The sequence below is a fragment of the Nonomuraea sp. NPDC005692 genome (assembly GCF_040631115.1).
Classification (GTDB): Bacteria; Actinomycetota; Actinomycetes; order Streptosporangiales; family Streptosporangiaceae; genus Nonomuraea.
Map to the genome: position 1 here is coordinate 459,063 of NZ_JBEXYU010000003.1, position 21,623 is coordinate 480,685.

Genomic DNA, 21,623 nt, shown 5'->3' on the forward strand with positions numbered 1-21,623 from the left:
CTCAGCGCCTCCCGTCGGTGGGGCCGCAGACGCCGACGACCAGCTCGCAGACGTCGGTGGCGACGAACGCCTCGACCTGGAGCATGCCGCTGCCGTCCGGCCCCGGTGTCTCGATCAGCTCGTTGAGCAGGTCCACCAGCCGGCCCAGCCCGCGTACGCCGTCGCCGGCCAGGCCGAGCTGGGCGTAGATCAGGGCGGCCACGCGCTCGCCGGAGTGCACGGCCGCGCGCAGGTCCTGGCGGTGCGCGCGCAGGCCGTGCGCGGCCAGGCCGGAGACGGAGGTGATCTCCTGGAGCAGGGCGCGCACCTTGTCGGCCCGCCTGAGCAGGTCGGGGGTGATGACGTCGGCGTCGGAGGCGATCGAGACCAGTTCGTCGCCCTTGTCGGACAGGGCCGTGCCGAGCGCGGCGGCGTCGTGCAGGAACCGCCGGGCCCGCTCCCGCTGCCGGTGGGCGACGCCGACGACCGTGCCCGCGTCGCCGATCAGCTCGCGCAGGTTGCGGCCCTCGCCGTCCAGCCCCTTGGCCAGGGTGTGCACGATGACCGTGACGTCGCGGGGGTCGACGGCGTCCAGGCCCCGGTAGGCGTCGCCGAGCGTGTCGGACAGGTCGAGCGGCTCCTTCGTGTCGGTGATGACCGAGCCGCTGTCCAGGTACGGCCCGGTGGTCTCGCCGGCGCCCGGCCGCAGGTCGATCATCTTCGGGCCGAACACCGACAGCGGCTCGACCGCCGCGACGGTGGTCCGCGGCACCTTCACGCCGGGCTGGAGGTGCATCGTGACCACGGCCCGGCCCCTGGCGTCCAGGGTCACGTCCGTCACGTCGCCGACGGTGATGCCGCGGATCTTGACCTTGGAGTTGGTGTCCATGCCCTGCCCGGCCCGGCCGAACACCGCCTCGATCCGGGTGCCGCGCGCCTCGGTGGCGCCGCGCACGACCAGGAACGTCGCCGCGGCCAGCGCCAGGACCACGCCCAGGGCGATGCCGAGGCGGACGGCGAGCGGAAGTTCGAATCGGGACACCGGCTCACCCCGTCAGCGGAATGTTGCCGCCGCCGCCCCAGAACAGGAACGACAGCAGCAGGTTCAGCAGCACGATCGTGACGATCGACTGGCGGATGGCGCGCCCGGCCGCCACGCCCACGCCCACCGGTCCGCCGGTGGCGTGGAAGCCGTGGTAGCAGTGGATCACGATGACGGCGAAGGCGAAGATCCCGACCTTGACCAGGCTGTAGACGATGTCGCTGACCGGCAGGTACAGGTAGAAGTAGTAGTCGTAGGCGCCGGGCGCCAGGCCGAACAGCGCCGTGCACATCAGGCGGGTGGCGAAGAAGCTGGCGAACAGCGCGATCAGGTAGATCGGCAGCAGCGCCAGCAGCGCCGCCACCACGCGGGTGCAGATCAGGTAGGTGAAGGCGTTGATGCCCATCACCTCCAGCGCGTCGATCTCCTCCGAGATGCGCATCGCCCCGAGCTCGGCCGTGAACGCCGAGCCCACCTGCGCGGCCAGCGCGGTCGCGGCGATGATCGGGGTGATCTCGCGGACGTTGGCGAAGCTGCCGATCAGCCCCACGAACGACTCCGCGCCGATGGCCTGCAGCCCCTGGTAGCCCTGCAGGCCCACGGTCGCGCCCACGACGAACGCCATCGTGAACACCACGAAGATCATGCCGCCGCCGATGACGGTCGCGCCGACGCCCACCACGACGTCGCTGACCTGCCCGATCACGACCTTGCGGTAACGCAGCCGCAGGACGACGTCGCGGACGGAGTAGAAGAGCACCTTCCCCACGAACAGCGGCCAGTCGGCGAGTGTCGCGAACCGCTCGGCCAGGTCCCGCCCGCGGTGGGCGATCCCGGGCCCGGCCGCCGACGTCGCCGTCACATCGACCTCGGCGGGTAGGCCAGGAAGTAGACGGCCGAGATCACGTAGTTGAACGTGAACACCAGCATGAACGTCAGCACGGTCGCCTGGTTGACCGCCCGTCCCACGCCCACCGGGCTGGTCGCGCACGTCATGCCCTTGTAGCAGGCCACGGCGGCGGCGACGAAGCCGAAGATCCACGCCTTGAACAGGGTGACGTACAGGTCGGAGCCGACGACCAGGGACAGCGCGCCGTCGAAGTACGCGCCCGGCGTGACGCCCTGCACCACCACGTTGAAGAAGTAGCCGCCGGTCGCGCCGGCCAGGATGACCAGCGGGCACAGGCAGACCGCGATCGTGGAGGCGGCCCACATGCGCGGCGTGACCAGGCGGTGGACGGGATTGACCGACATGACCTCCATGGCGCTCAGCTCGTCGCGGATGTGCCGCGCGCCGATGTCGGAGGTCATCGCGCTGCCGCCGGCCCCGGCGATCAGCAGCGCGCTGGCCAGGGGCGCCACCTCACGGATCAGGCCGACGAAGACCGCGCTGCCGGTGGCCGAGCCGGCGCCGAGCTGCCAGGCCAGCTCGCCCACCTGCAGCGCCACGGTGGCGCCCAGCGGCAGGGAGACGAGCAGCACCGGGACGCTGGTGACCTTGGCGAGGAACCAGCACTGGTCGACGAACTCCCACCACCAGCTCCTGACGTCCCAGGTGCGGCGTAAGCCCTCCAGGACGATGACGAACAGCTCGCCCACCTGGCCCAGCAGCGACCCGGCCGTGCGTCCGACGTACCCGGACAGGGCCATCAGGCGCCTGTCCGCACGCGTGTACCCGCCATGACCACCTCCGCCTACGGAGCAGTCACCTTACTGACGGGTTGTCTAGTAGTCGATGCCTTGTCGGGAATTTGCGCAAAAACTATGAGACCTGGGTCACACCTTGTCAGCCGTCTACGAAAAGTGACCGGGTGGTCACGACCGGACGACGTTCATCCACGACTCGATCTCGTCGGGGTGGCGGGGGAGGGCCTTCGACATCAGGGTGGCGCCCTCGGCGGTGACCACCAGGTCGTCCTCGATGCGGATGCCCATGCCGCGCAGCTCGGCGGGCAGGGTCAGGTCGTCGGGCTGGAAGTACAGGCCGGGCTCGACCGTCAGGACGTTGCCCTCCTCCAGCACGCCGTCGAGGTAGACCTCGGCCCGCGACCTGGCGCAGTCGTGCACGTCGAGGCCGAGCATGTGGCCGCTGCTGCACAGCGTGTAGCGCCGGTACAGGCCCGACTCCATGAGGGCGTCGGGGGAGTCCTTCAGCAGGCCCCAGTCGTGCAGGCCCTCGCAGATGACGCGCATGGCCGCCAGGTGGAAGTCGCGGAAGCTCGCGCCGGGCTTCAGCGCCGCGATGCCGGCGTCCTGGGCGGCCAGCACCAGCTCGTACGCCTGTCGCTGCGCCCCGGTGAACCGGCCCGACAGCGGGAACGTCCGGGTGACGTCGGCGGTGTAGAGGGTGTCGGTCTCGACGCCTGCGTCGAGCAGGAGCAGGTCGCCCTCGGCCAGCGCGCCGTCGTTGCGGATCCAGTGGAGCACGCAGGCGTGGGCGCCGGAGGCCACGATGCTGTCGTAGCCGACCGCGTTCCCCTCCAGGCGCGAGCGCAGCCCGAAGACGCCCTCCAGGTAACGCTCGCCGCGCGGGTGGCCGAGGGCCGCGGGCAGGGCGCGCACGACGTCCTCGAAGCCGCGCACGGTGGCGTCCACGGCCGACTGCAGCTCGCCGACCTCCCACTCGTCCTTGACCAGCCGCATCTCCGACAGGAACACCTCCAGCTCGGCGTCGCGGCCGCCCGCCGGCACCAGCGCGTCGACGGAGGCGTCGACGCCGCGCAGCACGCGGGCCGGGCCCTCGGGCCGCAGGTCGCGGATGTGCGCGCACTCGATCTGGTACAGCTCCGACGCCTCGGCCAGGTCGGGCCTGCGGCCCACCCAGAACTCGCCGTAGCGGCGGTCGCGGTAGAACTCCTCGCCCTCCTCGCGCGGCGAGCGCGGGCGCACGTACAGCACGGCCTGCCCGGACGGCTCGATGACCAGCACGTCGCCCGGCTCGCCCGCGCCCGTCAGGTAGGAGTACGCGCTGTGCGGCCGGAACCGGTAGTCGCTGTCGTTGCTGCGCACCTTGAGCGTGCCCGACGGGACGACCAGGCGCTCACCGGGGAATCGCGCGGCCAGCGCCGCCCTGCGCCGGGCCGCCCAGGGAGCGATCGGCAGCGCGGTCACGCCGATGCGCCGGGTGTCGGCCCAGCCGGTGCGCATGAACGCGGCCAGCTCCGGGGTGATGGGCAGGTCGTGGCTTCCGGTGTTGAGCTGCTCGGTCATCGATGCCTTCCACGTCGTCGGAGATGCGGCAAGCCAGCCTACGTGACCGCTTGACGGGGTCCCCACTCGGTTGTTTGCCTGTGAGGACCGGGCATAAGCCGGCCCTCGGCCGGGGACATTGGGAGCAGAGGTGGTGCACATGCTCATCGGGACGATCCTGCGCAACAAGGGAAGCGCTGTTACCACGGTGGCGCCGGTGGCGACGGTTCGGGAACTGCTCGGCAAGCTCGCCGACCACAACATCGGCGCGGTCGTCGTCTCCACCGACGGCACGACGATCCAGGGGATCGTCTCCGAGCGCGACGTGGTGCGGCGGCTGCACGACCGGGGCCCGGAGATCCTCGACGCGCCGGTCTCCTCGATCATGACGACCGAGGTCCGCACGGCCGGGCCCGGCGACAACGTCGACGAGCTGCGCCGGACGATGACCACCCACCGGTTCCGCCACATGCCCGTGGTCGAGAACGGCCGCCTGGTGGGCATCGTCAGCATCGGCGACGTGGTCAAGAGCGCGATCGAGGAGCTGGAGACGGAGAAGGCGTCGCTCGTCGACTACCTCCACCGCTGACAGGGGCGTTGACAGGGGCGTCGATGGAGATGGCACCCTTGGGTCCGTGACGTACGGCCCCCCTGAGCCCCCTCGGGCGACGAGCAGTCCGCCGATCATCCTGCTCGTGTCCGGGCTGGCCGCCGTGGTGGCCTTCATCCTGGGCGTCTTCGTCGGGTACGGGGCGGAGGGCTCGTCGGCCTCGCCGGCCCCCAGGGTCACGGTGACGGTCGAGGGCACCGGCCCGCCCTCGGCCTCCGGCCCCGCCACCCAGCCCGCCCCGACGGACGCCCCGCAGACCGACCCCCTCCAGCCCGGTCCGACGCAGCCCGGTCCCGCCCAGACCGGCCCTGCTCAAACCGGACCAACGCAGCCTGGACCCGCGCAGCCTGGACCTGCGCAGACCGGACCCGGGCAGACCGGGTCGACGGCCGGGATGCGGACGTTCGTCGTGGGTGTGGACATCCAGCCCGGCACCTACCGCACGACCGGTCCCGTCGCGGGCTCCACGAACTGCTTCTGGGCCCGGCTGAACAGCACGTCCCCCGACCTCGGCTCGGTGATCAACGCGGGCGCCCCGACCGGGCCGGCGAGCGTTACCATCGAGCCGGGCGACAAGGCGTTCCAGACCGCCGGATGCGCACAGTGGACCAAGGCGTGACGGCCGCCATGACCGGCCGCGTGGGCGACGACGCGGCGGGGCGTTTCGTGCTCGGCGCGCTGGCCGAGCGCGGGGTGGACGTCTCCCACTGCGTGACCGACCCCCGTCCCACGGCCATGACCGTCGTGCTCGCCGACGGGACGGACCGGGCCATCCTCACCTCGCCGGGCTGCCTGCCGTACCCGACCGCCGGGGACGTGCCGCGCGGCCTGGCCCGGCACGTGCACGTGTCGTCGTACTTCCTGCAGCCCGGACTGGCGGCGGGGCTGCCCGCGCTGCTGGCGGAGCTGCGCGCGGCGGGCGCCACGACCTCGCTGGACACCAACGACGACCCGGCCGGCGGCTGGGACGGCCTGGCGGACGTGCTCGCCGCCACCGACGTGTTCCTGCCCAACGCCGGCGAGGCCAGGGCGATCGCGGCCCGCCTGTCCGGCGCCCGTGACGGGCCGCTGGAGGCCGTCGACACCGTCGGCGCGGGCGACAGCTTCGACGCGGGCTACCTCGCCGCCAGGCTGCGCGGGATGAGCCGGCGCGAATGCCTCGACGTGGCCGTGGCCTGCGGATCGTTGTCCACCCGCGCGGCCGGCGGCACCGCCGCCCAACCCGCCTGGAAGGAACTGTGAAGACCGCCGTGCCGCGTCGTTGCGCAGGTGAGTCCCGCTGGAGGAGGATGCGCTCAGCCCAACAAGGAGGATGACATGTCGGTGTTGCAGAGCTTCCTGGACAGCGTGCGCGGCGGCGCGATCGAGGTGGTCGACCTCACCGCGCCCCTCTCCTCCGAGACGCCGATCCTCCAGTTGCCCGAGCCGTTCGGCAACACCATCCCGTTCCGGCTGGAGGAGATCAGCCGCTACGACGACCGCGGCCCCGCCTGGTACTGGAACGACATCCACACCGGCGAGCACTCCGGCACCCACTTCGACGCCCCGATCCACTGGGTCACCGCCCGCGACGGCCAGGACGTCTCCCAGGTGCCCGTACGCAGCCTGATCGCGCCCGCGGTCGTGCTCGACTTCGCCGCCGAGGCGTCCAAGGACCCCGACTTCCTCCTGCAGATCGACCACGTCAAGGAATGGGAACGCGCCAACGGCCCGCTGCCCGACGGCGGCTGGCTGCTCTACCGCACCGGCTGGGACGCCCGCTCCGCCGACCAGGCCGCCTTCCTCAACGCCGACGAGACCGGCCCGCACTCGCCGGGCATCTCGGTCGAGTGCGCCTCCTGGCTGGCTGCCGAGACCCCGATCCTCGGGCTCGGCGTGGAGACCGTCGGCACCGACGCCGGGGCCGCCCACTCCTTCGACTCGCCCTTCCCCTGCCACTCCTTCCTGCTCGGCGCGGGCAAGTACGGCCTGACCCAGCTCCGCAACCTCGACCGCCTGCCGGTGACCGGCGCCGCCGTGGTCGCCCCGCCGCTGCCCATCGTCGGCGGCTCCGGCAGCCCCGTCCGCGTCCTGGCGCTGGTGGAACGTTGACCGTCCCGGAGACGGCGGCCGCGGCGGTCGGCCGGGCGCTGGCCGCCCGCGGCGTCCGCACGGCGTTCGGGGTGGTCGGCAGCGGCAACTTCCACGTCACGAACGCGCTGGTCGAGCACGGCGTGCGGTTCGTCGCCGCGCGGCACGAGGGCGGGGCGGCGACCATGGCCGACGCCTACGCCCGGATGAGCGGCGAGGTCGGCGTCGTCACGGTCCACCAGGGGCCGGGGCTGACCAACGCGATGACGGGGATCACCGAGGCGGCCAAGAGCCGTACGCCGATGATCGTCCTGGCCGGTGAGGCGACGGACGCGCGCTCCAACTTCCACATCGACCAGGACGCCCTGGCCGCGGCGGTGGGCGCGGTCCCCATGCGCCTCACGGACGCCGCGCGGGCCGAGGAGCAGGCGTTCGACGCCTTCCGCGTGGCCAGCCTGGAACGCCGTACGGTCCTGCTGAACCTGCCGCTCGACGTGCAGTCCGCCCCCTCGGGCTCCCGCGCCCCCGCACCTCTCCTGACCGGCGCGGCCGGGCCCGGCCGGTCAGGCGCGGAGGACACGACGGCCCGGCCCGACCTGTCGGGCGCGGAGGACACGACGGCCGAGCTCGGGCGGTTGCTGGCCGGGTCGCGGCGGCCGGTGTTCGTCGCGGGCCGCGGCGCCCGGCACGCCCGCCGCGAGCTGGAGGCGCTGGCCGACCGCACCGGCGCCCTGCTGGCCACCTCCGCCGTCGCCAAGGGCCTGTTCCGCGGCAGCCCCTGGGACCTCGACGTGAGCGGCGGCTTCGCCACCCCGCTGGCCGCCGAGCTGATCCGCGGCGCGGACCTGATCGTCGGCTGGGGCTGCGCCCTGAACATGTGGACGACCCGCCACGGCTCGCTGATCCCGCCGGAGGCGAAGGTGGCCCAGGTCGACCTCGACCCGGCGGCCGTCGGCGCGCACGTCCGGGCCGACCTGGGGGTGGCCGGGGACGTCCGCGCCGTGGCGGCGGTCCTCACCGGGCCGGGCGGCGCCGCGCCTGGCTACCGGTCGGCCGAGCTGGCCCGGCGGATCAGGGACGAGGGGCGCTGGCGCGCGGTGCCGTACCGGGACGAGAGCGGCGCGGGCCGCATCGACCCGAGGACGCTCACCATCGCCCTGGACGACCTGCTCCCGAGCGAGCGCGTCGTGTCCGTGGACTCCGGCAACTTCATGGGATACCCCTCGATGTTCCTGGACGTGCCGGACGCGGGCGGGTTCTGCTTCACCCAGGCGTTCCAGTCGGTCGGGCTCGGCCTGGCGACCGCGATCGGGGCCGCCCTGGCCCGTCCGGACCGGCTCCCCGTGGCCGCCCTGGGCGACGGCGGCGCGCTCATGGGCATCGCCGAGCTGGAGACCGTCGTCCGGCTGGGGCTGCCCATGGTGGTCGTGGTCTACGACGACGAGGCGTACGGGGCGGAGGTGCACCACTTCGGGCCGCACGGGCATCCGCTCGGCACGGTCCGCTTCCCGCCCGCCGACCTGGCCGCGATCGCCCGGGGCCACGGGTTCGCGGCGGTGACCGTCACGGACGTCGCCGGGCTGGCGGGCGTGGCCGAATGGCTCAAGGGGCCCAGGGACCGCCCGCTGCTGGTGCACGCCAAGATCACCGGCGAGCACGGCTCCTGGTGGCTGGAGGAGGCCTTCAAGGGCCACTGAGGAGAACGCGGGGGAGGGGCGGGGTGCCGAAGAGCGGTCAGAGTTTGCGGTAGGTGCGGGCCTCTTCGGCGGCGGCCAGCACGTCCGCCAGCGACCCGCCCGTGCACGCCGCCACGCACGCCGCCACCGCACCCTCCACGAACGGCACGTCCGCGATCACGATGCGGCCGTCCTCCTCCAGCAGCCGGGCGGTCAGCACCGAGCTGCCGAGGTCAGGGATGATCAGCACGCCGTCCCCCCGGTCCACGCTGCGCACCGCCTGCTCGACGAGGTCGAAGCTGGTGCCCAGGCCGCCGTCCGCGGTGCCGCCGGCCGCCGCCACCGGCACGGGCTCCGCGGCGATCCCCAGGGCCAGCGCCGCGGTCTCGGCCGCCAGCCCGGCACTGTGCGAGACCAGCACCACCCCGACCATCAGCCCTCCGCCCGTCCCTGGCCCTCCGCCGCTGTCCGGCCCTCTGCCGGGGTCCGGCTCTCTGTCTGGTTCCGGCCTTCTGCCCGGTTGCGGGCCACCGTGGCCAGGGCGCGCATGATCAGGGCTGCCGAGGCCGCTCCCGGGTCCTCGTATCCCACGCTGCGTTCGCCCAGGTAGCTGGCCCGGCCCTTGCGGGCCTGGAGGGGGATCGTCTCCCGCGCGCCCTCGGCCGCCGCGTCCGCCGCCCGTTCGAACGCCTCCAGCGCTCCGATGCCGTCCCGTACGGCCAGCGCCAGCGACCGGGAGGCCGGGACCAGCGCGTCCACCATGGTCTTGTCGCCCAGGACCGCCTTGCCCAGCCGTTCCAGCGCGACCACCCCCTCCTCGAACGCCGCCTCGAAGCGGGCCAGCGTCACCGGGGACTCCAGCGTCCGGCCCATCTGGCGGAACATCGACCCGTACAGCGGGCCGGAGGCGCCGCCGACGCGGCGGATGAGGGCCGTGCCCGCGTCGGCCAGCACCTGCCCGGGGGAGCCCGGCGGCCGGTCGGCCAGCGCCTTGGCGACCTCGGTGAAGCCGCGGTCGAGGTTCGCGCCGTGGTCGGCGTCGCCGATGGCCGCGTCGAGCTCCGTCAGCCGCCCGCGGTCGCGGCGGACCAGCCGGGCCGCCTCGTCGAGCCAGTCCGCGAAGAAGCGGGTGTCCATCAACGCCCCCAGCGCAGCGCCGGCGTCTCGACGGGCGCGTCCCAGAGCCGGGTGAGCGTGTCGTCGAGCCGGCACACGGTGACCGAGAAGCCCTGCATGTCCAGGCTCGTCACGTAGTTGCCGACGAGCGAGCGGGCCACCCGCGCGTCCTTGCCCTTCACGAACGCCGCGACCTCGGCGAACAGCACGTACAGCTCCATGAGCGGGGTGCCGCCCATGCCGTTGACCATGACCAGCAGGTCGCCGCGGAGCGGCAGGTCGCTGTGCAGGGCCTCCATGGCGACGGCGGCCAGCTCGCGGGCCGAGGCCATCGGCACCCGCGTGCGGCCCGGCTCGCCGTGGATGCCGATGCCCAGCTCCACGTCCGTCTCGGGCAGGTCGAACGTCGGCTTGCCCGCCGACGGCGTCGTGCACGAGGTCAGCGCGATGCCGAACGACCGGCTGCGCTCGTTCACCTCACCGGCCACCCTGGCCACCTCGGTCAGCGGCGCGCCCTCCTCGGCCAGCGCGCCCGCGATCTTCTCCACGAACAACGTCGCGCCCGTGCCGCGCCGCCCGGCCGTGTAGAGCGAGTTCTGGACGGCCACGTCGTCGTCGACCAGCACGGAGGCGACGTCGTTGTCCTCGGCCAGCTCGGCGGCCATCTCGAAGTTGAGCACGTCGCCGGTGTAGTTCTTGACGATGTGCAGCACGCCGGCGCCGCCGTCGACGGCCTTGGTGGCGTCGATGATCTGGTCGGGCACGGGCGAGGTGAAGATCTCGCCGGGGCAGGCGGCGTCCAGCATGCCGTGGCCGACGAACCCGGCGTGCAGGGGCTCGTGGCCCGAGCCGCCGCCCGACACCAGCCCCACCTTGCCGGGGCGTGGCCCCGCGGCCCGGTAGACCACGCGGTCCTGGACCCTCAGCGCGGGATGGGCCGCGGCCATGCCGTTCAGCGCGTCCTCCACCACGGAGTCGGCGGTGTTGATGAGCTTCTTCATGGTCAAAACATCTGCCCGTTCTCGCGGGAGGGCAAGCGCCGCCGCGTGAACAGGGGCGATGTCCTACGATCTCGTGACCAGAGCCGATCTTTTCCGGGCGGGTACGGGTCTCCCGAGTGGCCTGCCGACCGGCGTGAGTAGGCTACCTTCTGCTCATGGCTGAGATTGTGTACCCGCCGGTGATCGCCGCCGCGCGGACCCTCTTTCGCGTGCTCGACTACCGCTTCCACATGGAGGGCACCGAGCACGTGCCGCGGACCGGGGGAGCGGTGCTGGTGAGCAATCACATCAGCTATCTCGACTTCATCTTCGCGGGGTTCGCCGCGCTGCCGTCCAAGCGGCTGGTGCGCTTCATGGCCAAGCAGGACGTCTTCGACCACCGTGTCTCCGGGCCGCTGATGCGCGGCATGCACCACATCCCGGTCGACCGCGGGGCCGGGGCGGGCTCGTACGCCACCGCGCTGCGCAAGCTCAAGGCCGGCGAGGTGGTGGGCGTCTTCGCCGAGGCCACGATCAGCCGCTCCTTCACCGTCAAGGAGATCAAGAACGGCGCCATCCGCATGGCCCAGGCCACCAACGTGCCGGTCATCCCGGTCGCCCTGTGGGGCAGCCAGCGGTTGTGGACCAAGGGCCGTCCCAAGCAGCTCACCCAGCGGCACGTGCCGATCACCATCCTGGTGGGCGAGCCGTTCCACCCCAAGCGCGGCGAAGACGTCAACCAGCACACCGTCGACCTGCACACGCGCCTGTCGGAGCTGGTCGACCGGGCGCAGCGCACCTACCCCGAGGTGCCGCCGGGCGTGTGGTGGCAGCCCGCGCACCTGGGCGGCACCGCGCCCACCCCCGAGGAGGCGGCCGCCATGGACGCCGCCGAGGCCGAGGCCCGCGCCCAGAAGGACTGAGCCCGCCGGAGCCGGTTCAGATGGCGGCCTGGTAGGCGCTGGCGCGCATGCCCGCCAGCAGGCCCGCCGTCTGCTCCGGCGTGTAGCGGCGCACCGGGTCGTGGTGGAGCAGCCCCTCGATGAGGGGGCGCATCACCCCGGCCCGCCGCGGCGGCGGGTAAGGGCCGCTGCGGGCCATGCCGAGCACCGTGGCCGCGTCCTGCCCGGGGTAGGGCGGCTGGCCCTCGACGGCGCTGTAGAGCGTCGCGCCGAAGGACCACATGTCGGCCTCCTTGCTGGCCGGCCCGCCGTGCAGCCGCTCCGGGGCCATGAACGCGGGCGTGCCGCGCAGCCGCCGCGAGGTCGTCATGCGGATGTCGCCCTCGGCCGTGGCGATGCCGAAGTCGGTCAGCACCACGCGGTCGCCGGTCAGCATCACGTTCGCGGGCTTGACGTCGCGATGGAGCACGCCGGCCTTGTGCGCGGTGCGCAGCGCGGCGAGCAGGTGCTGCCCGATCGCCACCACCGACTGCGCGGGCAGCGTGCCCACCTGGGAGAGCAGCTGGTGGAGTGAGAGCCCGTGCAGGTACTCCATCACGATCCAGAGCTTGCCGCCCACTTCCATCAGGTCGTGGACCGTGACGATGTTGGGGTGCGTCAGGCCGGCCGCCATCCGGGCCTCACGCAGCACCCGGCGGCGAACCATCTCGGCCTCACCGGCCAGAGTCAGCTCCTTCAACGCCACCTCTCGGTGGAGGAGCCGATCGAACGCCCGCCAGACGACTCCCATACCCCCACGACCGGCCTCCTCGTTCAGGAGGTACCGTCCGCCGATCTCCCGCATACCATCCCCTCAAGCTCGGGGATAATCATGTCATCTCCGCACACGGCATAGGGTGCCTAACGTGATCTGGATATGTCGGAAAGTGTAGGTTCGCTGGTCAGCGCCGCAGAAATTCGCCCAGGCAGGGCGCGCCACACCAGCCCCACAGCCACCAGGCACAGCCCCGCGGCCCCGGCCAGCACGGTGGCCAGCCCGAACAGGTCGCCCACCACGCCGGCCAGCGCCGCGCCCACCGGCATGCCGCCCATGCCGACCAGCCGGTAGGCGGAGTTCACCCGGCCCAGCATCTCGCCCGGGATCAGCCGCTGCCGCACCGAGACGACCAGCACGTTGGCCGCCGCCCCCGTCACGCCCCACATCACCGCGACCGGGTACAGCGCCCACGGCGACGGCACCAGCATGGGGACGAGCAGCAGCAGGCTGCTGATCAGCCACGCCCCCACCAGCGTGCCGCTCTCGCCGATCAGCCGCGTGACCGGCCCGGTCAGCGGCGAGCCGAGCACCGCGCCGGCCGCGAACGCCGTCATCATGAGGCCGTAGCCGCTCGGGTCGAGGCCGATGCGCGACCCGTCGCCGACGGCCCACAGGACGAAGACGGCGAAGTATCCGGCGTTGGCCAGGTTCAGCATGCCCGCGGAGATCGCCAGCCTGCGCAGGAACCGGTGGGCCCACAGGTAGCGCAGCGCCTCGCCGATGTCGGCGCGCAGCGGCCGGCGCGGCCCGGACGCGGCCGGAGCGGCCCGGAAGGAGCCGGCCATGCCGGTCAGCAGCAGGGCGGCGGCGGCGTACAGGAGGGCGGGGGCGCCGAAGAGGGCGGCGGGCAGCAGGCCGACGAGCAGCCCGGCCAGCGGCGCGCCGACGAAGTCGTTGCCCACGGTCTGGACGCCGACGATCCGGGCGTTGGCCCTGGTGAGGTCGTCCTTGGAGACGGTCATGGGCAGGACGGACTGCGCCGAGGTGTCGGCGAAGACCTCGCTCACCCCGGCCGCGAAGACCACCGCGAGCAGCGTCCACAGGTTCAGCAGGCCCGCCATCGCCAGCAGCGCCGCCACCGCCAGCACCGCCGTACGCGCGGTGTTGGCCAGCGTCATGACCCGGCGGCGGTCGACCCGGTCGGCGACCGCCCCCGCGTGCAGCGCGAACAGCAGCCAGGGCGCGGTCGCGGCGGCACCGGCCAGGGACACCAGCGTGGGGGAGCGGCTCATGGACACGGCCAGCAGCGGCGCGCCGACCCGCAGGACACCATCGGCCAGGTTCGACAGCGCGGTGGACGACCAGAGAAACCAGAAGGCCCGGCCGAGACGGTTCATGGTGCAACCCCGATAGTGTGTAAGCAAAAGTGTGCATAGATTCCTTTGCAAAGATAGGCTTGCACAGTGACAGAAGGCAAGAGCTTCTCCGCCCGCACCCTCGACGCGAAGGCGCTGAAGTCGTTCGCGCACCCGCTTCGGCTGCGCATCTACGAGCTGCTCGACGAGCACGGCCCGGCCACGGCCACCGGCCTGGCCGGCCTGCTCGGGCAGAACACCGGGGCCACCAGCTACCACCTGCGCGAGCTGGCCCGCCACGGCATGATCGAGATCGCGCCCGAGCTGGGCCGGGGCAAGGAGAAGTACTGGCGGATCACGCCCGGCGGCTTCAGCTTCGGGCCGGCCAGGGACCACCCGGAGGAGGCCGACGCCCTGGAGTTCCTGCTGGACGACATGGTCCGGCAGCGCGGCGCGGAGCTGACCCGCTGGCGCGAGGGCTCGGCGCAGGCCGCCGAGGAATGGCTGCAGGCCAGTGTGTTCGCCCGCCGCTCGCTGCGGCTCACCCCCGAGGAGACGGCCGACCTGCGCGACGGGGTCCTGGAGGTGCTGGACCGCTTCCGCCGCCTGTCGGACGGGAGGGACACCCCCGACGGCGGCACCCACGTCGTCGTGCACTTCGACGTCCTGCCGCTCGGGGCCACGGGCGACCCGCCCGCGGCGGACCGGCCCTGACCCCTGCGACGCGCGGCGCCCCCGTCCCTGGAGGGACGGGGGCGCCGCGGCCGGACGGTCAGGAGATCAGGCTCATGGCCCGCTCGACGGTGCCCTCGGGCGCCTTGGCGGGCGAGCCCGCGTCGAACGGCGGACGCGGGTCGTACTCGATCGCGAGCTGCACCGCCTGGGCCGTCTCGACGCCGTCGGCCTGGGCCAGCAGGGTCAGGGCCATGTCGATCCCGGCCGACACCCCGGCGGCCGTCACGATCTTGCCCTCGGTGACGACGCGCTCGCTCACCGGCTCGGCCCCGACGCCCGTCAGGCCGTCCAGCACCGCCCAGTGGGTGGTCGCGCGCACGCCCTTGAGCACCCCCGCCGCGCCCAGCACGTACGAGCCGCTGCATACCGACGTCGTCCACCGCGTGTGCTCGTGGGCCTCGCGCAGCCAGCCGAGCAGCGCCTCGTCCGACATCGCCTCCGCGGTGCCGGGCCCGCCGGGCACGATCACCACGTCGGGACGCGGCAGGTCGGCGTAGGAGGCGGTGGCGGCGATCGACAGGGTGCCCTGGTCGTCGGTCACCGGCCCCACCTCCCCGGCCACGAACGTCACCGTGACGCCGGGCGCGAACGCCAGCACCGTGTAGGGGCCGACCGCGTCGAGGGCGGTGAAACGGGGATAGAGCGGGATTGCCACATGCATGGTGTCATTTCTCCTTCGACTGGAATCTGCGGCGGTGCTCGCCCGGCGACACCCGCCAGTGGCGGCGGAAGACGCGGTAGAGGGTCTCCGGCGTGCCCAGGCCCGCCTCCCTGGCCACGGTCTCCAGCGGATGCCCGGTGACCTCCAGGAGGCGTCTGGCGGCGTCGGCGCGGCTGCGTTCGACGTACCGGCCGGGTGGCAGGCCGGTCTGCTCGGTGAAGACGCGGGAGAAGTGCCGTTCGCTCATCCCGACGCGCCGGGCGAGCGCGGGCACGCTCAGGTCGGCGGACGGGTTGGCGTCGATGTAGCCCTGCAGCTCCCGCAGGGGCAGGCTGCGCGGCGTCATGGCCCGCATCGGCGCGCTGAACTGGCTCTGCCCGCCCGGCCGGTGCAGGTAGACGACCAGCCCGCGGGCGACGTCGCGGGCCAGCTCGTGGCCGTGGTCCCTGGACACCAGCGCGAGCGCGAGGTCCACGCCGGACAGCACGCCCGCCGAGGTCCACACGTTGCCGTCCTCGATGTAGAGGGGATCGGGGTCCACCTCGACGTCGGCGTAGCGTTGGCGCAGGTCGTCGGCGGACAGCCAGTGGGTGGTGGCCCGGCGGCGGCCGAGCAGCCCGGCCTCGGCCAGCAGGAAGGCCCCGTTGCAGACCGACGCCACCCGCCCGGCCCGCGCGGCCAGGCCGGCGACCGCCCCGACCAGCGCGCGGTCCTCCAGCTGCCGCGGCACCGACAGCCCGCCGGCCACCAGGAGCGTGTCGATCGGCCCCGACACCTCGCCGAGCGCCCCCGCCATGACGGTGACCCCGTTCGACGCGCTCACCGCCCCCGCCTCCACACCGGCCACCTCGACCCGGTAACCCCGCTCCCGGGCGATCAGGTCGGCGGTCGCGAACACGTCCGCCGGCCCGGCCATGTCCAGCAACTGGAAGCCCGGGAAGACGACGATCACGATCCGTCGCTGCATGCCTTCATGCTGGTCGCGGCCCTGCGCTGGCGTCAATGACACAAACCTTGCACATTACGCCACCCGCTCTCACCTCTTGGAGCAGGCGGGTTACACTTATTGCAGATATCGAGGGTCGGAGGTGGTCATGCCCCGCAGCGGCGTCCTGGCCGGCGCGACGCGCGTCGAAGCCGACAGCGGTGACCGCAAGCTGCTCGAACACCTGGAGGCGACGGCTGCCGCAGGAAACGCGTCGCTGGTGCTGCGCGGGCCGGACGGCACCGACCTCGTGCTGCCGCGCTCGTTGGTCAGGCTCCTGGTCGCCGCGGCGCACGACCTCGGCAAGGGGCACGCCGTCTGGGCCCTGCCTGCCGAAGCCCTGTTGAGCCCCAACGAGGCCGCGGAGCTGCTCGGCCTGTCGCGTCCCTTCGTCGTGCGACTGCTGGACGAGGGCGAGATCCCCGCACAACGTCTCCCGGGTAGTCGCCATCGTGTCGTTCGCCTGGAGGATGTCCTGGAGTTCCAGGATCGCCGGGAGCGTCGCGCCGAAGCCCGTCGCAGGATCATGGAGGTCGCCGAGGAGGCGGAACTACCCTACTGATCTCCCGAGGGATATTGGCTGTATCTCATGCTCGCGATGACCGAGGACGCCGTACACACGTGGGTCTGGAGCGATCACCTGCTGTCGGAATGGGAACGTGTCATCGTGCGCGAGCAGCACCGCTCCGCCCATTCGGCGGCGCGCATGGGGGCGGTGATCCGTGAGTTCTTCGCCGACAGCCGGGTCTCCGAGGACGACCACAAACACCTGATCGATCAGATGGAGGGCCCCGACCTGGACGATCGCCATCACATGGCTGCCGCGATAGCGGGTCACGCCCGGACCCTGGTCACCTGGAACGTCACGGACTTCCCGGCGTCGTTCCTCGGCCGCCACGGGGTGAGCGTCAGCACTCCCGATGCGTACCTGCGCTCGCTGCTGAACCGCAGTCCGCGTGAGGTGCTGGGCGTGCTCGCCCGGATGGCGGCGGGGAAACGCCGTCCGCCCATGACCACCCATGACGTCCTTGCCGCGCTGGACAGGGCAGGGGTTCCCGGCTTCGCCAGAGGCGCGGAGAGTCTGCTGACGATCGTCGAGGGCGGTTTTTGACGGAATTGGAGACGGCCGGCACCCCTGTGGGGGTGCCGGCCGTGGCTCTTCGGGGGCGTCAGCCCATGTGCGGGTAGCGGTGGTCGGTCGGCGGGACGAACGTCTCCTTGATCGTGCGGGCGTTCACCCAGCGGATCAGGTTGAAGATCGAGCCGGCCTTGTCGTTGGTGCCCGAGGCCCGCGCGCCGCCGAACGGCTGCTGGCCCACGACCGCGCCCGTCGGCTTGTCGTTGACGTAGAAGTTGCCCGCCGCGAAGCGCAGCCGCTCCGAGGCCGCGGCGATGGCGTACCGGTCCTGGGCGATGATCGAGCCGGTCAGCGCGTACGGGGCGATGCCCTCCATCTGGTCGAGCACCGTGTCGAAGTCGCGGTCCTCGTAGACGTGCACGCCGAGGATCGGCCCGAAGTACTCCTTGACGAAGATCTCGTCCGTCGGGTCGGCGCACTCCAGGATGGTCGGCTTGACGAAGTAGCCGATGCCGGAGTCGTACGAACCGGTGAGCACGTCGATGTTCGAGGCGGCCCGCGCCCGGTCGATGGCGTCCTTGTGCTTGGCGAAGGCCCGCTCGTCGATGACCGCGCCCATGAACGTCGACAGGTCGGCCGCCACGTCGCCCACGGTCAGCGACTCGGCCACGCCCACGAAGTCGTCACGCATGCGGTTCCACACCGAGCGCGGCACGTACGCCCGCGAGGCCGCCGAGCACTTCTGGCCCTGGTACTCGAAGGCGCCCCTGACCAGCGCGGTCGACAGCACCGCGGGGTCGGCCGACGGGTGGGCCAGCACGAAGTCCTTGCCGCCGGTCTCGCCCACCAGGCGCGGGTAGCCGTGGTAGGAGGCGATGTTGGCGCCGATCGTGCCCCACAGGTGCTGGAAGGTGGGGGTGGAGCCGGTGAAGTGCACGCCGGCCAGGGCCGGGTGCGTCATCGCCACCTCGGAGACGGCCTGCCCGTTGCCGGTGACCATGTTGATCACGCCCGGCGGCAGCCCGGCCGCCTCCAGCAGCCGCATCGTGTGGTGCGCGGCGAGCTGCTGCGTCGGCGACGGCTTCCAGACGACGACATTCCCCATCAAAGCGGCAGAAGTCGGCAAATTTCCGGCGATGGCGGTGAAGTTGAACGGCGTGATCGCCAGCACGAACCCCTCAAGGGGCCGGTACTCCATCCGGTTCCACACGCCGGGCGACGAGATCGGCTGGTCGGAGTAGAGCTGACGGGCGTAGGTCACGTTGAAGCGCAGGAAGTCGATCAGCTCGCAGGCCGCGTCGATCTCCGCCTGCTGCGCCGACTTCGACTGGCCGAGCACGGTGGCCGCGTTCAGCGTCTGGCGCCACGGGCCGGCCAGCAGGTCGGCGGCCTTGAGGAAGACCGCGGCCCGCTCGTCGAAGGACAGCGCCCGCCAGGCGGGCGCCGCCCGCAGGGCGCTGTCGATGGCGTCCTGCACGTCCTGAGCCGTAGCGTCGTTGGTACGGCCCAGGACGGAGGCATGGTTGTGCGGCTGCACCACGTCGATGGGCGCGCCGCCGCCGAGCCGCTGCTCGCCGTCGATGGTCATGGTCAGGTCGACGGGGGAGCCGGCCAGCTCCTTGATGCGGTCCTCCAGTGCCGAACGCTCGGCGCTGCCCGGCGCGTAGCCGAGCACGGGCTCGTTCACGGGGACGGGGACGTTGCTGATGGCATCCATTTACTTACCCCCAAGGGCACGAAGGAAGAAGGCGACGTTGGCGGGGCGCTCGGCCAGCCGGCGCATGAAGTAGCCGTACCAGTCGTCGCCGTAGGGGACGTACACGCGGACCGTGTGGCCGGCCCCGGCCAGGGCCTCCTGCCGGTCGGTCCGGATCCCGTAGAGCATCTGGAACTCGTGGTCGCCGAGGGTCCGGCCGAAGCGGTCGGCGAGCAGCTCGGTGATGGAGATCAGCCGGTCGTCGTGCGTGGCCACCATGGGGTAACCCTTCCCCGCCATGAGGATGCGCAGGCATCGCACGTACGCCTTGTCCACGGCCTGCTTGCCCTGGTGCGCGACCGAGGCGGGCTCGCGGTAGGCGCCCTTGACCAGCCGTACGCGCGATCCCTCGTGGGACAGGTCGCGGCAGTCGTCCTCGCTGCGGAACAGGTAGGCCTGGATCGCCACGCCGGTCGACGGGTAGTCCTCGCGCAGCTTGCGCAGGATGCCCAGCGTCGAGTCGACGGTGGTGTGGTCCTCCATGTCGAGCGTCACGGTCGAGCCGTTGGCCGCGGCGGCGGCGCAGATCTCGCGGGCGTGCTCCAGGGCCATGCCGTCGTCGAGCCGCTGCCCGACGGCCGACAACTTCACCGACACCTCGCCCCGGGTGCCGAGCTGCAGCGGCTTCAGCGCCTCCAGCAGCGTCACGTACGCCTGCGCCACGGTCTCGGCGGCGCGCGCGTCGCGCGTCTCCTCGCCGAGGTGGTCGACGGTGACGGCCAGGTTGGCATCACGCAGCCGTTCGATGGCGTTCCGGGCCTCCTGGACGCTCTCGCCCGCGACGAACCGGTCCACCACCTTGCGGGTGAGCGGGAAGCCTGACACGGAGCGGCGCACGACGCCGCTCCCGGAGGCGGCAAGGAGCAGTTGACCCAACATGCCTCAAGTTTAGAAACCCCAGGTCAGAGGGGGCCATGAACGCGCGTAACGATCGGTGTGGCAGGCTGTCATACAAATGCACAACACGTCCGACCTTCAGGAAATCGTCGACGAGATCGCCGCCACGCTCGGGGCGTCCGCGACGCTGGAGGACCGCTCGTTCCGGCTGCTCGCCTACGGCGCCCAGCACGGCGACATCGACACGGTCCGCCAGGAGTCGATCCTGCGCCGGCGCGCCACCGGCGAGGTGCGCGACTACTTCGAACGCTATGGCATCGCCAGGGCCGGCGGCCCGGTCAGGATCCCGGCCGACGCCGAGCTCAAGGTGCTGGCCCGGGTCTGCTGGCCGCTGCGCCACGGCGAGGTCACCTACGGCTACCTGTGGCTGCTGGACTCCGGCAGCCTCGCCGACGAGGCGCTGCGCCGCGTCGCGCCGCTGGTCGCCAGGGCCGCCGCGGCGCTCGCCCAGGAGGCCAGGAGCCGCCAGGACCTCGGACGCGGCCTGCTCGCCCTGCTCTCCGCCGACCCCGAGGAACGCGCCGCGGCCTCCATCGAGATCCCCGGCCCGGTCACCGCCGTCGCCGTGCGCGAGTCCAGCGAACGCGTGGCCGCCCTCTGGACGCTCCCCCGCGGCGTGCTGGCCCGCACCGGCTCGCCCGTCGCCCTGCTGGCCCCCGCCCACCTGGCCGGAGAGGTCGCCCAGACCCTGCAGAGCGCGTACGGCACCGCCGCCGGCATCGGCGCCCCCAGGAACGACCCGGCCGAGGCGTGGCAGAGCTGGCGCGAGGCCCGCCAGGCGCTGCGCATCGCCGAGCACTTCCCCCGGCACGCCCCCATCGCCCGCTGGCAGGACCTGGGCGTGCACCGCCTGCTGGCCCGCCTCGGCCGCTCCGACCTGCGCGAGCTGGCCGCCGAGACCGCCGCCCTCGACGCCGAGCTGGCCCAGACGCTGGAGGTGTACCTCGATCTCGGCGGCCACGCCCAGAAGACGGCCGCCGAGCTGGGCGTCCACCGCCAGACCCTCTACTACCGCCTGGGCAAGGCCGAACGCCTCCTGCACCGGGACCTGTCCGACGGCGACGACCGGCTGACCGTGCACCTCGGGCTGAAGGCGGCCAGGCTGCTGCCTCAGGACGGCCGGTAGACCTTCACCCAGTCCACGTACATCGACACCGTCGCGGGGGTGGAGGAGTCACGGCAGCGCGGCTCGCACACCACGTCGTTCTGCAGCGCCAGGCCCATGCGGTCGCCGTCGGGCACGTACCGGCCCCGGTAGTCCCACACCTTCCTGCCGTCCAGCCAGAACGTCAGGCGGCCGGGCAGCCGGTCCACGGCGGCGGTGTGCCAGCGGGTGAAGTCGGCCCGCAGCTGCCGTTGCGCGCGCCCGCGCCCGCCGTGCACGAAGATGCCGCCGCCCTGCCGGCGCGGGTCCACGATCTCGGCGAAGTCGACCTCGGCGTAGCCGTCGCCGTCGCTCTGGGCGGTGGGCCACAGCAGCGCGACCGGCGTGTAGCCGTTGCCCGCCTCGGCCCTGAAGCGCACCTCCCACCTGCCGTACCGCTGGGCGAGCCGGGTGGCCACGCCGCCGGACAGGTCCTTGCCGCCGTACCGGCCGCCCTTGAGACGCAGCATCCCGTCCGCGACCGTGGCGGCCCGCCCCGTACGGGGGTTACGGGCCGCGTCCGGCGAGTGGTAGACCATCCACCTGCTCGTGTCGACCGAGGATCCGTCGAAGTTCTCGACGAGGACGGGGGCGCCCCACCTCGACGTCTCCGCCTGTGCGCTCTGGGGGAGGGCGAGGGCCGTGATCAGCGCCGCCACCGCCGCCCGCTTCGAACCGCGAGTAGACATGC

The 21,623-nt window shown here is 72.6% G+C and carries 24 protein-coding genes; 10 read left to right on the forward strand and 14 right to left on the reverse strand.

Annotation, left to right across the window (positions count from 1 at the left end; translation table 11 throughout):
• Position 1: 1 nt before the first annotated feature.
• The 4 genes from ABZ459_RS10400 to ABZ459_RS10415 all read right to left on the reverse strand — a co-directional run bounded on the left by ABZ459_RS10400 (position 2) and on the right by ABZ459_RS10415 (position 4,231).
• A complete protein-coding gene (locus ABZ459_RS10400) occupies positions 2-1,021 on the reverse strand; it encodes an MlaD family protein (RefSeq protein ID WP_357968368.1) in 1,020 nt (339 codons plus the stop codon).
• A 4-nt stretch (positions 1,022-1,025) separates the two neighbouring features.
• Positions 1,026-1,883 (reverse strand): ABC transporter permease, encoded by an 858-nt coding sequence (locus ABZ459_RS10405; protein WP_357968370.1) that lies wholly within the window; start codon positions 1,881-1,883, stop codon positions 1,026-1,028.
• A complete protein-coding gene (locus ABZ459_RS10410) occupies positions 1,880-2,671 on the reverse strand; it encodes an ABC transporter permease (RefSeq protein WP_357968372.1) in 792 nt (263 codons plus the stop codon). Before ABZ459_RS10410 ends, ABZ459_RS10405 begins: the two co-directional genes overlap by 4 nt.
• 165 nt (positions 2,672-2,836) lie before the next feature.
• Positions 2,837-4,231, reverse strand: coding sequence for an aminopeptidase P family protein (locus ABZ459_RS10415; RefSeq protein ID WP_357968374.1), 1,395 nt, complete (start codon positions 4,229-4,231; stop codon positions 2,837-2,839).
• A 139-nt stretch (positions 4,232-4,370) separates the two neighbouring features.
• On the opposite strand from ABZ459_RS10415, the gene ABZ459_RS10420 reads away from it, so the two are divergent.
• From ABZ459_RS10420 to ABZ459_RS10440, 5 genes are all read left to right on the forward strand, one after another.
• Positions 4,371-4,799, forward strand: coding sequence for a CBS domain-containing protein (locus ABZ459_RS10420; protein ID WP_357968377.1), 429 nt, complete (start codon positions 4,371-4,373; stop codon positions 4,797-4,799).
• A gap of 46 nt (positions 4,800-4,845) precedes the next feature.
• Positions 4,846-5,439, forward strand: coding sequence for a hypothetical protein (locus ABZ459_RS10425; RefSeq protein ID WP_357968379.1), 594 nt, complete (start codon positions 4,846-4,848; stop codon positions 5,437-5,439).
• Positions 5,415-6,062 (forward strand): carbohydrate kinase family protein, encoded by a 648-nt coding sequence (locus ABZ459_RS10430; protein WP_357968382.1) that lies wholly within the window; start codon positions 5,415-5,417, stop codon positions 6,060-6,062. The genes ABZ459_RS10425 and ABZ459_RS10430 overlap by 25 nt, the downstream gene beginning before the upstream one ends.
• 75 nt (positions 6,063-6,137) lie before the next feature.
• The gene (locus ABZ459_RS10435) at positions 6,138-6,911 is read left to right on the forward strand and encodes a cyclase family protein (protein ID WP_357968385.1); all 774 of its coding nucleotides are present in this window, start codon (positions 6,138-6,140) and stop codon (positions 6,909-6,911) included.
• Positions 6,908-8,587: a thiamine pyrophosphate-binding protein gene (locus ABZ459_RS10440; protein ID WP_357968388.1), complete on the forward strand. Its 1,680-nt coding sequence runs from the start codon at positions 6,908-6,910 to the stop codon at positions 8,585-8,587. The genes ABZ459_RS10435 and ABZ459_RS10440 overlap by 4 nt, the downstream gene beginning before the upstream one ends.
• Before the next feature lie 37 nt (positions 8,588-8,624).
• Here ABZ459_RS10440 and dhaM read toward each other — a convergent pair whose 3' ends face one another.
• The 3 genes from dhaM to dhaK are packed head-to-tail and all read right to left on the reverse strand — an operon-like array spanning position 8,625 to position 10,683.
• On the reverse strand, positions 8,625-8,999 hold the full coding sequence (gene dhaM / locus ABZ459_RS10445) for a dihydroxyacetone kinase phosphoryl donor subunit DhaM (protein ID WP_357968391.1): 375 nt from the start codon (positions 8,997-8,999) through the stop codon (positions 8,625-8,627).
• Positions 8,999-9,703, reverse strand: coding sequence for a dihydroxyacetone kinase subunit DhaL (dhaL, locus tag ABZ459_RS10450; RefSeq protein ID WP_357968393.1), 705 nt, complete (start codon positions 9,701-9,703; stop codon positions 8,999-9,001). The genes dhaM and dhaL overlap by 1 nt, the downstream gene beginning before the upstream one ends.
• Complete coding sequence (dhaK, locus tag ABZ459_RS10455) at positions 9,703-10,683, reverse strand: dihydroxyacetone kinase subunit DhaK (protein WP_357968395.1); 981 nt, start codon at positions 10,681-10,683, stop codon at positions 9,703-9,705. Before dhaK ends, dhaL begins: the two co-directional genes overlap by 1 nt.
• 155 nt (positions 10,684-10,838) lie before the next feature.
• On the opposite strand from dhaK, the gene ABZ459_RS10460 reads away from it, so the two are divergent.
• Positions 10,839-11,585: a lysophospholipid acyltransferase family protein gene (locus ABZ459_RS10460; RefSeq protein WP_352321855.1), complete on the forward strand. Its 747-nt coding sequence runs from the start codon at positions 10,839-10,841 to the stop codon at positions 11,583-11,585.
• Positions 11,586-11,601: 16 nt separating this feature from the next.
• On the opposite strand, the gene ABZ459_RS10465 is transcribed toward ABZ459_RS10460, so the two are convergent.
• Positions 11,602-12,408 (reverse strand): serine/threonine-protein kinase, encoded by an 807-nt coding sequence (locus ABZ459_RS10465; RefSeq protein ID WP_352358144.1) that lies wholly within the window; start codon positions 12,406-12,408, stop codon positions 11,602-11,604.
• A gap of 56 nt (positions 12,409-12,464) precedes the next feature.
• Positions 12,465-13,718 (reverse strand): MFS transporter, encoded by a 1,254-nt coding sequence (locus ABZ459_RS10470; protein ID WP_357968399.1) that lies wholly within the window; start codon positions 13,716-13,718, stop codon positions 12,465-12,467.
• Positions 13,719-13,784: 66 nt separating this feature from the next.
• Here ABZ459_RS10470 and ABZ459_RS10475 point away from each other — a divergent pair, with 66 nt between their 5' ends.
• The gene (locus tag ABZ459_RS10475) at positions 13,785-14,390 is read left to right on the forward strand and encodes a winged helix-turn-helix domain-containing protein (protein ID WP_357968401.1); all 606 of its coding nucleotides are present in this window, start codon (positions 13,785-13,787) and stop codon (positions 14,388-14,390) included.
• Positions 14,391-14,448: 58 nt separating this feature from the next.
• Here ABZ459_RS10475 and ABZ459_RS10480 read toward each other — a convergent pair whose 3' ends face one another.
• Together ABZ459_RS10480 and ABZ459_RS10485 are read right to left on the reverse strand one after the other, a co-directional pair.
• A complete protein-coding gene (locus ABZ459_RS10480; RefSeq protein WP_357968403.1) occupies positions 14,449-15,072 on the reverse strand; it encodes a DJ-1/PfpI family protein in 624 nt (207 codons plus the stop codon).
• A gap of 4 nt (positions 15,073-15,076) precedes the next feature.
• Positions 15,077-16,039, reverse strand: coding sequence for a GlxA family transcriptional regulator (locus tag ABZ459_RS10485; protein WP_357968405.1), 963 nt, complete (start codon positions 16,037-16,039; stop codon positions 15,077-15,079).
• 127 nt (positions 16,040-16,166) lie between these two features.
• On the opposite strand from ABZ459_RS10485, the gene ABZ459_RS10490 reads away from it, so the two are divergent.
• Together ABZ459_RS10490 and ABZ459_RS10495 are read left to right on the forward strand one after the other, a co-directional pair.
• Positions 16,167-16,619 (forward strand): helix-turn-helix domain-containing protein, encoded by a 453-nt coding sequence (locus ABZ459_RS10490; RefSeq protein WP_357968407.1) that lies wholly within the window; start codon positions 16,167-16,169, stop codon positions 16,617-16,619.
• A gap of 27 nt (positions 16,620-16,646) precedes the next feature.
• On the forward strand, positions 16,647-17,168 hold the full coding sequence (locus tag ABZ459_RS10495; RefSeq protein ID WP_357968409.1) for a PIN domain-containing protein: 522 nt from the start codon (positions 16,647-16,649) through the stop codon (positions 17,166-17,168).
• 58 nt (positions 17,169-17,226) lie between these two features.
• On the opposite strand, the gene pruA is transcribed toward ABZ459_RS10495, so the two are convergent.
• On the reverse strand, positions 17,227-18,852 hold the full coding sequence (gene pruA / locus ABZ459_RS10500; RefSeq protein WP_357968412.1) for an L-glutamate gamma-semialdehyde dehydrogenase: 1,626 nt from the start codon (positions 18,850-18,852) through the stop codon (positions 17,227-17,229).
• Positions 18,853-19,770 (reverse strand): proline dehydrogenase family protein, encoded by a 918-nt coding sequence (locus tag ABZ459_RS10505; protein WP_357968415.1) that lies wholly within the window; start codon positions 19,768-19,770, stop codon positions 18,853-18,855. It abuts the gene before it with no gap.
• 76 nt (positions 19,771-19,846) lie between these two features.
• Between ABZ459_RS10505 and ABZ459_RS10510 the strand changes: the two genes are divergently transcribed.
• On the forward strand, positions 19,847-20,914 hold the full coding sequence (locus ABZ459_RS10510) for a helix-turn-helix domain-containing protein (protein WP_357968417.1): 1,068 nt from the start codon (positions 19,847-19,849) through the stop codon (positions 20,912-20,914).
• Here ABZ459_RS10510 and ABZ459_RS10515 read toward each other — a convergent pair.
• Entirely contained in the window at positions 20,899-21,621 is a 723-nt protein-coding gene (locus tag ABZ459_RS10515) for a glycoside hydrolase family 16 protein (protein ID WP_357968420.1), read from the reverse strand. The genes ABZ459_RS10510 and ABZ459_RS10515 overlap by 16 nt on opposite strands.
• Between the last annotated feature and the right edge of the window lie 2 nt (positions 21,622-21,623).

Excerpts from the sequence above, each read along its gene's own strand:
- ABZ459_RS10470 (WP_357968399.1), bottom strand. The coding sequence starts at position 13,718 with ATGAACCGTCTCGGCCGGGCCTTCTGGTTTCTCTGGTCGTCCACCGCG.
- ABZ459_RS10410 (WP_357968372.1), bottom strand. The coding sequence starts at position 2,671 with ATGGCCCTGTCCGGGTACGTCGGACGCACGGCCGGGTCGCTGCTGGGC.
- ABZ459_RS10430 (WP_357968382.1), top strand. The coding sequence starts at position 5,415 with ATGCGCACAGTGGACCAAGGCGTGACGGCCGCCATGACCGGCCGCGTG.
- pruA (WP_357968412.1), bottom strand. The coding sequence starts at position 18,852 with ATGGATGCCATCAGCAACGTCCCCGTCCCCGTGAACGAGCCCGTGCTC.
- ABZ459_RS10465 (WP_352358144.1), bottom strand. The coding sequence starts at position 12,408 with ATGCGGGAGATCGGCGGACGGTACCTCCTGAACGAGGAGGCCGGTCGT.
- ABZ459_RS10505 (WP_357968415.1), bottom strand. The coding sequence starts at position 19,770 with ATGTTGGGTCAACTGCTCCTTGCCGCCTCCGGGAGCGGCGTCGTGCGC.
- ABZ459_RS10420 (WP_357968377.1), top strand. The coding sequence starts at position 4,371 with ATGCTCATCGGGACGATCCTGCGCAACAAGGGAAGCGCTGTTACCACG.
- ABZ459_RS10495 (WP_357968409.1), top strand. The coding sequence starts at position 16,647 with ATGCTCGCGATGACCGAGGACGCCGTACACACGTGGGTCTGGAGCGAT.
- ABZ459_RS10435 (WP_357968385.1), top strand. The coding sequence starts at position 6,138 with ATGTCGGTGTTGCAGAGCTTCCTGGACAGCGTGCGCGGCGGCGCGATC.
- dhaM (WP_357968391.1), bottom strand. The coding sequence starts at position 8,999 with ATGGTCGGGGTGGTGCTGGTCTCGCACAGTGCCGGGCTGGCGGCCGAG.
- dhaL (WP_357968393.1), bottom strand. The coding sequence starts at position 9,703 with ATGGACACCCGCTTCTTCGCGGACTGGCTCGACGAGGCGGCCCGGCTG.
- ABZ459_RS10415 (WP_357968374.1), bottom strand. The coding sequence starts at position 4,231 with ATGACCGAGCAGCTCAACACCGGAAGCCACGACCTGCCCATCACCCCG.
- ABZ459_RS10460 (WP_352321855.1), top strand. The coding sequence starts at position 10,839 with ATGGCTGAGATTGTGTACCCGCCGGTGATCGCCGCCGCGCGGACCCTC.
- ABZ459_RS10490 (WP_357968407.1), top strand. The coding sequence starts at position 16,167 with ATGCCCCGCAGCGGCGTCCTGGCCGGCGCGACGCGCGTCGAAGCCGAC.
- ABZ459_RS10485 (WP_357968405.1), bottom strand. The coding sequence starts at position 16,039 with ATGCAGCGACGGATCGTGATCGTCGTCTTCCCGGGCTTCCAGTTGCTG.
- ABZ459_RS10515 (WP_357968420.1), bottom strand. The coding sequence starts at position 21,621 with ATGTCTACTCGCGGTTCGAAGCGGGCGGCGGTGGCGGCGCTGATCACG.
- ABZ459_RS10510 (WP_357968417.1), top strand. The coding sequence starts at position 19,847 with ATGCACAACACGTCCGACCTTCAGGAAATCGTCGACGAGATCGCCGCC.
- dhaK (WP_357968395.1), bottom strand. The coding sequence starts at position 10,683 with ATGAAGAAGCTCATCAACACCGCCGACTCCGTGGTGGAGGACGCGCTG.
- ABZ459_RS10480 (WP_357968403.1), bottom strand. The coding sequence starts at position 15,072 with ATGCATGTGGCAATCCCGCTCTATCCCCGTTTCACCGCCCTCGACGCG.